11 protein-coding genes are annotated in these 12110 nt (G+C 68.9%); 6 read left to right on the plus strand and 5 right to left on the minus strand.

The annotated features are described in order from the left end of the window. Nucleotides 1–93 precede the first annotated feature (93 nt). The 3 genes from AC069H_RS28325 to AC069H_RS28335 all read right to left on the minus strand — a co-directional run bounded on the left by AC069H_RS28325 (nucleotide 94) and on the right by AC069H_RS28335 (nucleotide 2522). Entirely contained in the window at nucleotides 94–1092 is a 999-nt protein-coding gene (locus AC069H_RS28325) for a LuxR C-terminal-related transcriptional regulator (protein WP_478234347.1), read from the minus strand. A gap of 66 nt (nucleotides 1093–1158) precedes the next feature. Continuing rightward, a complete protein-coding gene (locus AC069H_RS28330; RefSeq protein WP_478234348.1) occupies nucleotides 1159–1812 on the minus strand; it encodes a S1 family peptidase in 654 nt (217 codons plus the stop codon). A 353-nt stretch (nucleotides 1813–2165) separates the two neighbouring features. Next, nucleotides 2166–2522, minus strand: a complete 357-nt coding sequence (locus AC069H_RS28335; protein WP_340682450.1) for a hypothetical protein — start codon at nucleotides 2520–2522, stop codon at nucleotides 2166–2168. A 273-nt stretch (nucleotides 2523–2795) separates the two neighbouring features. Between AC069H_RS28335 and AC069H_RS28340 the strand changes: the two genes are divergently transcribed. Further along, on the plus strand, nucleotides 2796–6488 hold the full coding sequence (locus AC069H_RS28340) for a CARDB domain-containing protein (protein WP_478234349.1): 3693 nt from the start codon (nucleotides 2796–2798) through the stop codon (nucleotides 6486–6488). 47 nt (nucleotides 6489–6535) lie between these two features. Here AC069H_RS28340 and AC069H_RS28345 read toward each other — a convergent pair whose 3' ends face one another. Further along, nucleotides 6536–7093, minus strand: a complete 558-nt coding sequence (locus AC069H_RS28345) for a TetR/AcrR family transcriptional regulator (RefSeq protein WP_478234350.1) — start codon at nucleotides 7091–7093, stop codon at nucleotides 6536–6538. 97 nt (nucleotides 7094–7190) lie between these two features. On the opposite strand from AC069H_RS28345, the gene AC069H_RS28350 reads away from it, so the two are divergent. The 5 genes from AC069H_RS28350 (at nucleotide 7191) to AC069H_RS28370 (ending at nucleotide 11211) form a co-directional block, all read left to right on the plus strand. Further along, complete coding sequence (locus AC069H_RS28350) at nucleotides 7191–8093, plus strand: NmrA family NAD(P)-binding protein (RefSeq protein ID WP_478234351.1); 903 nt, start codon at nucleotides 7191–7193, stop codon at nucleotides 8091–8093. A gap of 17 nt (nucleotides 8094–8110) precedes the next feature. After that, on the plus strand, nucleotides 8111–8860 hold the full coding sequence (locus AC069H_RS28355) for an aminoglycoside adenylyltransferase domain-containing protein (RefSeq protein ID WP_478234352.1): 750 nt from the start codon (nucleotides 8111–8113) through the stop codon (nucleotides 8858–8860). A gap of 79 nt (nucleotides 8861–8939) precedes the next feature. After that, nucleotides 8940–9863, plus strand: coding sequence for an alpha/beta hydrolase family protein (locus AC069H_RS28360; RefSeq protein WP_478234353.1), 924 nt, complete (start codon nucleotides 8940–8942; stop codon nucleotides 9861–9863). A gap of 44 nt (nucleotides 9864–9907) precedes the next feature. Beyond that, entirely contained in the window at nucleotides 9908–10426 is a 519-nt protein-coding gene (locus AC069H_RS28365; protein WP_478227046.1) for a PadR family transcriptional regulator, read from the plus strand. Further along, complete coding sequence (locus tag AC069H_RS28370) at nucleotides 10423–11211, plus strand: alpha/beta fold hydrolase (RefSeq protein ID WP_478234354.1); 789 nt, start codon at nucleotides 10423–10425, stop codon at nucleotides 11209–11211. The genes AC069H_RS28365 and AC069H_RS28370 overlap by 4 nt, the downstream gene beginning before the upstream one ends. On the opposite strand, the gene AC069H_RS28375 is transcribed toward AC069H_RS28370, so the two are convergent. Beyond that, complete coding sequence (locus tag AC069H_RS28375; RefSeq protein ID WP_478234355.1) at nucleotides 11135–12103, minus strand: S66 peptidase family protein; 969 nt, start codon at nucleotides 12101–12103, stop codon at nucleotides 11135–11137. The genes AC069H_RS28370 and AC069H_RS28375 overlap by 77 nt on opposite strands. Between the last annotated feature and the right edge of the window lie 7 nt (nucleotides 12104–12110).

Here is a 12110-nt window from a genome sequence, read left to right on the forward strand (position 1 = left end):
GACCCCGGCCGGGTGAGAAGCCCGCATTCAGTCCTCTGAATGCGCTCGTTCGCATCGCCAACTACCGCATTCAGAGGACTGAATGCGGGGCATTCAGAGCCAGTCGTTGTGCGCGGCGAAGATCCCCAGCTGGAACCGGCTGGACACGCCCGCGCGGTCCATCAGGTTCTCGAGATAGCGGAACAGGGTGCGCCTGCTGACGCCGAGTTCGGCGGCGATCTCGTCGTCCTTGCGCCCGGCGGCGAGCAGGAGCAGCAGTTCCCGTTCGACCGGCCGGATCGGCTGTTCGGACGTCCGTCCATGCCGGTCGAGTGGAAGCGCGGCCGCCCAGGAGGTTTCGAACAGGCCCTCCAGCGCGGAGAAAAGGCTGCAAGGCCGCACGATGACGATGGACTGGTTGCGATCGGCCTCGCGGATGGTCAGCGCGATGGTCGCCGCACGGTCGTCGAACAGCGTCAGTTTCACCGGCAGCTCGGGCAGCAGGCGGGCCTGTTCGCCTGCCCGCAGGCACGGCAGGATGTTCGCGGCGAGATAGCCGGGATCGCCGAGTGACGCTCCACTGTAGACACAACGGTAGGTGATCCCGCGCCGCAGTTGCTCCTCCTCCAGGAGATTCCGGCGGCCGCCGGTGAAGTACGGCGGGGAGTCGAGGCGGCGCACCTGATGCCGCACCGTGGTCGCGAGGTGCTGAAGCCGGGGGATGATGGCGTCGCCCGTGACCACTTCGAGCAGGTCCTGCGCGTTCGGCATCCCCGAATGCGCCCGCCGGAAGGCGCGGTACGCGGTCTGGACCGCGAGCCGCGCGTCGTGCAGTTCGGCCTGCCGTCGCGTGGTCAGTGCGGCGAGCGCTTCGCTGGGGTTCGCGGGGACGTATTCGGACCCGTCCACTCCGGACGACACCGCGAGGCCCGCGTCGGCCAGTTCTTTCAATGCGAGCTGGACGGTCTCCGCGTCGTCCTCCCGCCAGGCCAGCTCCTCGGCGGTGACGGGCGCGCTGTCGAGCATCCGCCGGTAGATCCGGGAGGCGGTCTCACCGAGTCCCAGCCTGGCCAGCTGCGCGCCGAGACCGTCCGGGGGAGTCGTCGATGCCACTTTCCACCTGCCTCTCACCGGTCCGGGAGCGGTGGCGCCACCGCTCCCGGACCGGTTCGCCGAAACCTAGACGCCCGAGGTGTCGCGGATCCAGGTGCGGTTCGCCGAAATGCTGGTGTGCGTCGAGGTGTCCACCTTGTTGCCGGCGATGTGCACGCCGACCTGCTTGCCGCCGACGAAGACCGGACCGCCGGAGTCGCCGCCGTTGGTCAGCCCGTTGCCCCGGCGGGCCTTGATCAGTCCACTCCCGACACTGGTCACCGTCATCCTGGCGACCTTGAGGTAGCGCTGCAGGTCACCGTCTTCGTTGTAGCCCCAGCCATAAACGTATTCGGTGTCACCGACGGCGACGGAAGTACCGAGGGACGCGTACGTCGTGCTCACCGAGCGGTCGAGCCTCAGCAGCGCGATGTCGGCGCCGCTGGAGGGGGTGTGGATGTCGGCCACCACGGCGTACGTTCCGGCCCGATGATCGACGTCGCCCACCCGGACGGAGTAGTCGGCGCCGGGTTCGTCGACGCAGTGGTGGGCCGTGAGCACCCAGCGGGCGCTGATGATCGAACCGGAGCACCACTGGCTGCCGTTCTGTTCGATCATGGCGGCCCACGGGCCGGACTGGGCGTATTCGCCGTTGATGATGGGGGCCGCGACGGCGGCGGGTGCGACCGTCGTGAGCCCGGCCGCGCACAGCAGGGCAGTGAGGAGACCTCGGAGGCGCATGGGTGCCTTCCAATGCAGGGGAATCAGGGAAAGGAATCGACGGGTCACCCGTTTTGCGGCCGCGGCGGATCGCCAGGGATCGCCCGGCCGGATCCGAAATCGGTTTTCCCATGCTAGGCAGGCGGATACGGCGGTCGATAGCGACTAAAGACGGGAGAAGGACGCGCCGGGCGGCGCCGGACCTGGGCTTTCGGCACGAGAGTGCCGGTGGCACCGATGTGTCAGCGGGGAGTCGTGAGGTGACGTCAGGCGTGTCGCGAAAGCGGCTTTCGCGACATCAGGCCGTGAAGGCCTCCTTCACTACCTTCAGGGTAGGCAAGGAGGCCTTCACGGACACGCGAGCTACTCCGTAATCATCGACGACGGCGTTTCCCGGGCGGCCTGGCGTCGAGCAGTTCCTCGGCGAGCAGGATCGTCCGTTCCGACAGCGTGGCGGACAACCGCTCGACCGACTCGCCGATCCGGCCCGCCTCCCGGCGCACGCCCTCGCCCGCGGGCATGTTGTGCCGCTCGGCGAGGCCCGCGAGCCTGCTTCCGGAGACCAGGACCAGATCGGCGAGCCGCTCGCCCAGTTCGGTCAGCCGGTTCGCCGTCCGGCCCGCACGGCGCGCCACGAGGTCTTCGGTCTCCCGCCGCAGCTCCCGAACGGCGGACCTCGACTCGTTCGTCGTCCCGGTGAGTGCGGACCTCAAGGTTTTCGTCACGTCCATCAGGATCGACCTCCACGCGGCTAGCCCCTGGATTTGAGTGTACAGCTGTACTCCGTATTCGCGGAATACGTGATCTCAAAGTCCGCTGCAGGCAAAGAAAGCGGCAAAACCGAGAGAACGCGCGTAAGCGCAGCGGGCAACGGGGAGCACTCCTCGCAGGTGGCAGTCGAAAAATTGCTGAAACATGTCAACTTCTTGCATTCTGCCCCTGGGTTGTTGCATGCTCGTACGGCTCTGGCTCCCTCCCCGCCGTCTCAAAGAAGAGAAGACGCCATGACACGTATGCGCCTGTCCCGGCTCATCGCCGGTCTGCTGGTCTCGGGGCTTTCCGTCGCCGGACTCTCCTTCGCTTCCGCCGCGAGCGGGCCACCTCCCGACCCCGTCGCCACTCCCGTTCCGGCCGCGCTCGCCGAAGTGCCGTTGACCCGCACAGTGTCGGCGAGCAGCGCGCTGCCCGGTTATCCCGTCGCGAACGCCGTCGACGGGAACCAGGAGAGCTACTGGGAATCCGCCAACAACGCGTTCCCGCAGTGGATCCAGGCAGACCTCGGCACGGCGAAGTCCCTTTCGCGAATCGTGCTGAAACTGCCCGCGGGCTGGGAATCCCGCACCCAGACACTGGCCGTGCGCGGAAGCACCGACGGCACGGCGTTCACCGACCTCGCCGCGACGGTCGGCTACGCGTTCGCTCCCGGCACCAACACCGTCACCATCCCGATGACCGCGTCGGCCCGCTACGTGCGGCTGTACGTCACCGCGAATTCGCGATGGCCCGCCGCGCAACTCGCGGAATTCGAGCTGTACGGGCCGGACACCGGCGACACGCAGGCGCCGAGCGCGCCGGCGAGTCTCGCGCTGACCGAGCCCGTCTCCGGCCAGATCCGGCTGACCTGGTCGCCCTCGGCGGACAACGTCGGTGTCGACGGCTACACCGTCTATCGCGACGGGACGCCGGTCACCACGATCACCGGCACCACGTTCACCGAATCCAGGCCCACGGGGACCCGGGTCGAGTATTTCGTGCGCGCCAAGGACGCGGCGGGCAACGAATCCGGCGACAGCAACCATGTCGTGCGCTCCGGGACGAGCGCGGGCGCGAACCTGGCGGCGGGCAAACCGATCGAGGCCACGTCGACGGTCCATTCGTTCCTCGCGGCCAACGCCAACGACAACAACACCGCCACGTACTGGGAATCCGCCGCGGGGTACCCGAACGCGCTGACGGTGAAGCTCGGGGTCGACGCGGATGTCGACTCGGTCGTGGTGAAACTCGACCCGGACGCGATCTGGGGTGCGCGGACACAGAATTTCGAGGTCCTTGGTCGTCCGCAGGGTTCCACCGCGTTCACCACCCTGTCGGCGCGAGCCGACCACCGCTTCGACCCGGCCACCAACCGGAATTCGGTGGTCATCCCGGTCAGCGGACGCGCCGCGGAGGTACGCCTTCAGTTCTTCGCCAACTCCGGTGCGCCCGGCGGTCAGGTCGCGGAATTCCAGGTGATCGGCACTCCCGCGCCGAACCCGGACCTCGTCGTCACCGGCACGACCTGGACGCCGGAGCACCCGACGGAGACCAGCAGGCTCGCCGTGTCGGCGACCGTGAAGAACACCGGCACCGCGAACGCGGCCGCCACCACCGTGAACGTCAGCCTCGGTGGCACCGTCGCCGGTGACGCGGCGGTCGGGGCGCTCGCCGCCGGTGAGTCCGCCACGGTCACCGTCGACGCGGGCACGCGTCCACAAGGGACCTACACCGTGGCCGCCACCGCCGATCCGGCGGGCAAGATGGCCGAGCAGGACGAAACGAACAACACCTACACCTCACCGACGCCGCTGGTCGTCGCCCAGTCGCTGGGGCCCGACCTCGAGGTCACCGGCATCACCTCGAACCCGCCCAATCCGGCGGCCGGTTCGGCGGTGTCCTTCACCGTCGCGGTGCGCAACCGCGGCACGAGCGGCGCGGGCGCTTCGGTGACGCGGCTGGCCGTCGGCGGCACCACACTGACCGGCGCCACCGGTGCGATCGAGGCGGGCGCCACCGCGAATGTCGCGATCTCGGGCACGTGGACCGCCGCCGACGGTGGCGCGACCCTCACCGCGACGGCCGACGCGAACGGCACGGTCACGGAGACCAACGAGTCGAACAACGACCTCTCGCGGGCGATCGTCGTGGGCCGCGGCGCGGCGGTCCCGTACGTCGAATACGAGGCGGAAGCCGCGCAGTACCAAGGACAACTGCTGGAAGCCGACCCGCTCCGCACCTTCGGCCACACGAACTTCGCGACCGAATCCTCGGGCCGCAAGTCCGTGCGGCTGGCGAATCAGGGGCAGTACGTGGAGTTCACGTCGGCGAACCAGGCGAACTCGATCGTCGTGCGCAATTCCATTCCCGACGCCCCCGGTGGTGGCGGGCAGGACGCGACGCTCAGCCTTTACGTCAACGGGACTTTCGCGCAGAAGCTGACGTTGTCGTCGAAGCACAGCTGGCTCTACGGCAGCACCGACGATCCCGAAGGCCTGACCAACACCCCGCAGGCCAACGCGCGACGGCTGTTCGACGAGTCGCACGCGCTGCTGTCGCGGTCGTATCCGCCGGGCACGAAGTTCAAGCTGCAGCGGGACAGCGGTGACAACGCGGCGTTCTACATCGTCGACCTCATCGATCTGGAGCAGGTCGCCCCGGCGTCGGAGAAGCCCGCGAACTGCGTGTCGATCACGGAGTACGGCGCCGTGCCGAACGACGGGAACGACGACTCGGCGGCGATCCAGCGCGCGGTGACCGACGACCAGAACGGCGTGATCGGCTGTGTCTGGATCCCGGCGGGGCAGTGGCGGCAGGAGAAGAAGATCCTGACCGACGATCCGAACGTGCCCAACGGCGGCGGCCAGTACAACCAGATCGGCATCTCCGACGTGACGATCCGCGGCGCGGGCATGTGGCATGCGCAGCTGTATTCGCAGATCGAGCCGCAGAACGCGGGCGGCATCAACCATCCGCACGAGGGCAACTTCGGGTTCGACATCGACAAGAACACGCAGATCTCCGACATCGCCATCTTCGGTTCCGGCCGGATCCGAGGCGGCGACGGCGGCGCGGAAGGCGGCGTCGGACTCAACGGTCGCTTCGGCACCGGCACGAAGATCTCCAACGTGTGGATCGAGCACGCCAACGTCGGCGTGTGGGTCGGCCGGGACTACAGCAACCTGCCGGCGCTCTGGGGCCCCGGCGACGGCCTCGAGTTCAGCGGAATGCGGATCCGGAACACCTACGCCGACGGCATCAACTTCACCAACGGCACCCGCAACTCGAAGGTGTTCAGCTCGTCGTTCCGTACCACCGGCGACGATTCGCTCGCGGTGTGGGCGAACCAGTACGTGAAGGATCCGTCACAGGACATCGCGCACGACAACGTGTTCGCCAACAACACGATCCAGCTTCCGTGGCGCGCCAACGGGATCGCGATCTATGGCGGTTACGGCAACAAGATCGAGAACAACCTCGTCCACGACACGATGAACTACCCGGGCATCATGCTGGCGACGGATCACGATCCGCTGCCGTTCTCCGGGGAGACGCTCATCGCGAACAACGCCCTGTACCGCTGCGGCGGCGTGTTCTGGGGCGAGCAGCAGGAGTTCGGCGCGATCACGTTCTTCGCGCAGGGCAAGGACATTCCCGGGGTCGTGCTGCGGGACACGGAGATCCACGATTCGACCTACGACGGTGTCCAGTTCAAGACGGGTGGCGGCGTCGTGACCGCGGCCCTCACGAATGTCAAGATCGACAAGTCGAACAACGGCGCGGGCATCCTCGCGATGAGCGGCGCCCGCGGCAGCGCGACCTTGACCAACGTGACGATCACGAACTCCGCGAACGGCGACATCGTCCGTGAGCCGGGGTCGCAGTTCGTGATCAACGGCGGGCCGGTGCCGGCGGTGGTCTCGTCGGGGCGCCGTACGCGGTAGACCGGAAGTGATCCGAGGGCCGGAGCGGGAGACCGCTCCGGCCCCTTTCATGTCCGGGGGCTCAGCCCCGTGACGGCCAACCGGAACAGCCGGTCCGCTTGTGCGGCGGGATCCGGGTAGTGCTCGGTGGCCAGGACGATGCCGACGATCAGGGTGATCAGGTCGGCGACCGTGACGTCCGGAGACACCACGCCGTCCCGCGCGGCCCGCTGCACCAGCGGACCCCCGGCTTCCTCGATGGCGACGGAACAGGAGTTCTCGTGCTCCAGGGGACCGTCGTAGGCGAGCGCGGCCGCCAAACCGCGGGCGGAGACGCAGTAAGTGACGACCTCGTCGAGCCAGGTCAGGAGAGCCTGCCGGCTGTCGTCCTCGCCGGTCAGCTCGGTGGCGCGGGCGCACAACGCCGCGATCCGCTTCGCGGAGACCGCCTCCAGCAGGGCCCGGCGGGTGGGGAAGTGGCGCCGGACGGTCGCCGAGCCGACGTTGGCGGTCCGTGCGATCTGCTCCAGGGAGGCGCCGGAGCCGTGGGCCGCGACCTCTTCCTCGGCCACCGCGAGGATGCGCGCGTAGTTGCGCCGTGCGTCGGCACGCAGGCCGTCGGACATGTCTTCACCTCGGAGTTTGCGTAAGTGGCGGGCCCCGCCATATTGTAGCGGACGATAAGTGGCGGGCCCCGCCACTTAGTCGACCGAAGGAGTCAGCATGTCCTCAGCACCCGTTCTGGTCACCGGCGCCACCGGCAGGCAGGGCGGTGCGACCGCCCGCGCCCTGCTCGCGGCCGGTGTTCCCGTCCGAGCTCTGGTGCGAGACCCGGCCAGGGCGAAAGCCGTCGAAGCGCTCGGCGCCGAACTCGTCGTCGGTGACCTCCACGACGTCGATTCCGTCATCCGGGCGGCCAAGGGCGCCCGTGCCGTCTTCTCGGTACAGATGCCGGGGATGAACGCCGACGGATTCGACTTCGCCGGCGAGGTGACTCAAGGCGTCAACCTCATCGAGGGCGCGAAGGCGGCCGGGGTGCCGCAGTTCGTGCATACCTCCGTTTCGGGTGCCGGCCAGCACGTCGAGGCGGACGGATGGGCCGAAGGGCGCTGGACGTCGATGGAGTCCACGCTGGGTGCCAAGGCCGCGATCCAAGACCGTCTCCGCGAAGCCGGATTTCCGCAGTGGACCCTGCTCAAGCCGGGCTTCTTCATGGAGAACTTCCTGCCCGACATGAAGTTCCTCTTCCCGCGCGGGGTGGACGGCGGTCTGGTCAGCGTCATCAAGCCGTCGACGTCCCTTTCGCTGGCCGCCGTCGACGACATCGGCGCCGCGGCCGCCGCGGTCATCGCCGAACCGGAGCGGTTCACCGGGGTCGAACTGGAGCTGGCGAGCGACTTCCTGACCATGACGGAGATCGCCGAGGTCCTGTCCGGAGTACTGGGCAGGCGGCTGGCGGCACCGGATATGACCGTCGAGCAGGCGGTCGCAGCCGGGATGCCGCCGATGGGCGCCTCGCACGAGTGGCTGAACGTGGTCGGCCAGCCCGGACGTCCGGAATACGCGCGTGAACTGGGCCTCCCGCTCACCGGGTTCGCCGAGTGGGCGCGGAAATATCTTGCGTAGTGCGTGATCGTTGAGGCATGCGCATCGAGCCTCTGCTGGACCATCTCGACCGGGAGGATCCCGGCGCCGTCCTCGGGTTGTACCTCTACGGTTCCGCCGCGGCGGGTGGGCTCAAGCCGGACAGTGACGTCGATCTGCTGCTGGTCACCCGCCGCTCGCTCGGCGAATCGGAACGCGCCGCGCTGGTGTCCCTGCTGTTGCGGCTTTCGGGCTGGCGTGGCCACGCCAGCCGATTCCCCGATGCGGCGGACCGGCGGCCGATCGAACTGACCGGGATCGTGGCCGGGGGCAAGCCGTCGCACCGTGATTTCCAGTACGGGGAATGGCTTCGTGAAGAGCTCGTGCAAGGTCGTCTTCCCCGGCCTGTCGAGGATCCCGACGTCGTGATCCTCGTGGCCACCGCCCATGCGGCGCATCGCGTTCTGCGCGGCCCCGCGCTCGCCGACGTCCTCGATCCGGTGCCGCGGGAGCTGCTCCGTGGCGCGGCGCTCGGCGTCATCCCCGGTCTGTTGTCCGAGATCGAAGGCGACGAACGCAACGTCCTGCTCACGCTCGCGCGGATCGTCGTGACCGTCGAGACGGGCGGGATCGTCTCGAAGGACGCCGCGGCGGCGGCCATCGCGCCGACGCTCGATGGCGATGGCCGCGCGCTGCTCCAGCGTGCGCGAGCGGGCTACCTCGGTGCGGCTTCCGGTGACTGGACCGGACTTTCGGCCGAGGTGGCCTTGCTCGCGCGGGCTCTCGCGGACCGGGCGAAGGGAGTTTGACAAAGCGGAACAGTGCTCCGTATGTTTGTGGAACAGTGCTCCGCTTAGTGTGGTGCCGTCTCACAAGGGAAGAATCACCATGAGTACGCCAGTGATCTCGATCGCCCCGGTGACGTTGCCGTCTCCGGGTCGTGCCGTGGATCTGCGGGTTCGGGTCTCCGCCCCGATGACCGGTGGCGGGTTGCCGATCATCCTGCTGTCGCACGGTCAGGGCCCTTCGAATCACCTCTCGTCGCTGAACGGCTATGCCCCGCTCGTGAACTACTGGGCGGCGCACGGATTCGTCGTTCTCCAGCCCACCCATCTCAGTTCCAGAACTCTGGATCTGGGGTCCGATCACCCCGAAGCGCCGCTGTACCAACGGTCGCGGGCGGAGGACATGATCGGCATCCTCGACCGGCTCGACGAGATCGAGGCCGCGGTGCCGGGTCTGCGCGGACGAGTGGACCGGGGCAAGGTCGCCGTGGCCGGGCACTCGATGGGCGGGCATACCGCGAGCCTGCTGCTGGGCGCGCGGTACGCCGAGCCGGGTGACGGCACGGTGGTGAGCCTGGCTGAGTCCCGTGTCTCCGCCGGGGTGCTGCTCGCCGCGCCCGGTCGCGGCGGCGACGCTGTCACGGAATTCGTGGCGGAGAACTATCCCTTCTTCGTCAGCGCCGATTTCTCCGCGATGACGACGCCCGCGCTCGTGGTCGCCGGCGACAAGGACTCCTCGGCGCATCTGACGGTCCGTGGCCCGGAATGGCACACCGATCCGTACTTCCTTTCGCCGGGGCGCAAGACCTTGCTCACCCTGTACGGCGCGGAACACGGTCTCGGCGGGATTTCCGGCTACGACGTCGCCGAGACGACGGACGAGAATCCGGCGCGAGTGGCCGCGGTGCAGCGGCTGACGGTGGCCTATCTTCGCAGCGAGCTCTACCCGGGTGACCCTGCTTGGCAGGAGGCCGCCGACGCGCTGGCCGCCGAGTCCGAACCGCTCGGGCGGGTCGAATCGAAGTAGCGCCCTAGTTGACAAGTCTCATAGAGGACTAGTCTACTAGTGGCATGGTTCTCTCCCGCCTCATCCTGGGGTTGCTCGCCCTCGCGCCCATGACCGGCTACGACCTCAAACGCCATTTCGAGTCGACCGTCGGGCACTTCTGGGCGGCGGACAAGGCGCAGATCTATCGCACCCTTGCCCGGCTCGTCACGGACGGGCTCGCCGAGGTCGAGAAGGTGGCCGGCTCCGGAGCGCCGGACCGGCAGGAACACCGCATCACCGCCGCGGGGCGGACGGCGCTCGCCGAGTGGCTGGCGAGTGAGCCCGAGCGTCACGTCGAACGCGATCCGTTCCTCGCGCGGGTGTTCTTCGGTGCGGATCTCGACGAGGACGCCTTTCGCTCCCTCCTGGCGGTCCGTCGCGAGGCGACCAAGGCGCGGCTGGAGCGGTTCGAACGGACGCGGGCGGAGTCGGGTGCGCCCGACCGGGCGGCCCGGCTTCGACTGTCCACACTAGACAATGGAATCGCGCACCTGCGCGTCGAACTGGACTGGCTCGACTCGCTCGAAGAGGAGCTCGCGTGAGCGCGTTCCCCGAGGTGCATTCCGCCGGGACGGCCACCGTGGAGCGGCCGGTGGTGTTGCTGCACGGCGGCAACGTCGCGAACTGGATGTGGGAGCCGCAGCTGTCCGCGTTCGGCGATCGGACGGTGCTCACGCCGGATCTGCCGGGCTTCGGCGAACGGGTCCGCGAGCGCTGGCCGGGTCTGGACGCGGTGGCGGATGACGTCGTCGCGAGAGTGACGGGGCACGGCGTCGACGGCCGGTTCGATCTCGTCGGGCTGTCTCTCGGCGCGCTCACGGCGTTGCGTGTGCTGGCGCGGCACCCGGACCGGGTGAGTTCGGCGTTCCTGACCAGCGCGCCGCTCATGCCCGCCGGCGCCGGGATGCGCTTGTACTGCGGGCTGCAGTCGGCGTTCTCGCGGGCCCGCTGGTACTGGCGTGCCCAAGCCGCTGCCTTCGGGCTTCCCGGAGAGGCACGCGCCCGGTATGTCGAGCACGGTCTCTCGGTGCGCCGCGAAACCGCGTCCGCGATGGCCGCCGAGGTGTGCGCGGGCGGTGTGCCCGCGGAAGTACGCCGCTATACCGGGCCGCTGCTCGCGACGGCGGGGGAGAAGGATTCCCCGGCGGTGCGCCGATCCCTCGCGGAAATCGCGCGGGCCGCCCCCCAGACGCGGTCCCGGCTCGTGCCGGGGATGCACCATATCTGGAATGTGGAGGATCCCGAGCTGTTCAACGGAGTCCTTCGCGCTTGGCTCGGGGGAGTCGTGGATCCGTGTCTACTGAGCCGACCGCCGGCTCGACGGTGAGCGTGCCCGCGGCCGTGTCCAGTACGGCAAGCGGTCCCAGCGGAAGGGAAAGCGGGTCCGCGCCGTGTCCGGCGTCGATTCCGCCGAGTACCGGAACGCCCAGCGCGCCCAGCCGGTCCTCGAAGACGTCGACGAGGGTCCAGCCGCGATCGGTGTAGTCCTCGAAGCCGGGGAACCGGCCGAGCGCGATCCCCCGTACACCGTGGAGCGCGCCGGACCGGATCAGCTGGGTCAGCTGGCGGTCGACCTGCCCGAGGCCGATCGTCCGCTCGGCTTCGAAGAACAGGATGGTGCCCGCCAGCGAAGGCAGGCCGACGCCGACCGCGTGGGCGACGGTGCCGAGATTGCCGCCGACGAGGGCGCCGGTGGCGGTGCCGGGCACTTCGGCCTCGACTGTCATGGCCCTCGGGTCGCGGTGGAGGATGGCGGGTTCGCCGCCCATCAGGAGCCGCCGGGTCGCGGCCGCGGAGCGGGAACCGGCCAGGGAACCGTGGATCCCCGCCAGCCCGCAGTGCCGCCAGAGCGCGAGGTGGAGGGCGGTGATGTCGCTGAAGCCGATCAACGGCTTGGGATCTGCCCGGACGGCGTCGAAGTCGAGATCATCGGCGATGCGGTACGCGCCCGCTCCGCCGCGAGTGGCGATCACGGCGCGGACGGCCGGGTCACGGAACGCGTCGTCGAGATCGGCCAGCCGGTCTTCGTCCCGGCCGGCCAGGAAACCCCGGCGGTCGAGCGCGTGTGTCCCGATTTCGACGACCAGCCCCCAGCTTTCCAGGACAGCCCCGGTCTCGGCGACCTGCTCGTGGCTGGGAAAGCTGGCGGGGGAGACGAGACGAACGTGATCACCCGGTCGCGGGATCGGCGCGACCAGGGTGCGGCGCGAGGCTGTCACCCGATGA

The organism is Amycolatopsis sp. NPDC043887 (assembly GCF_056435665.1).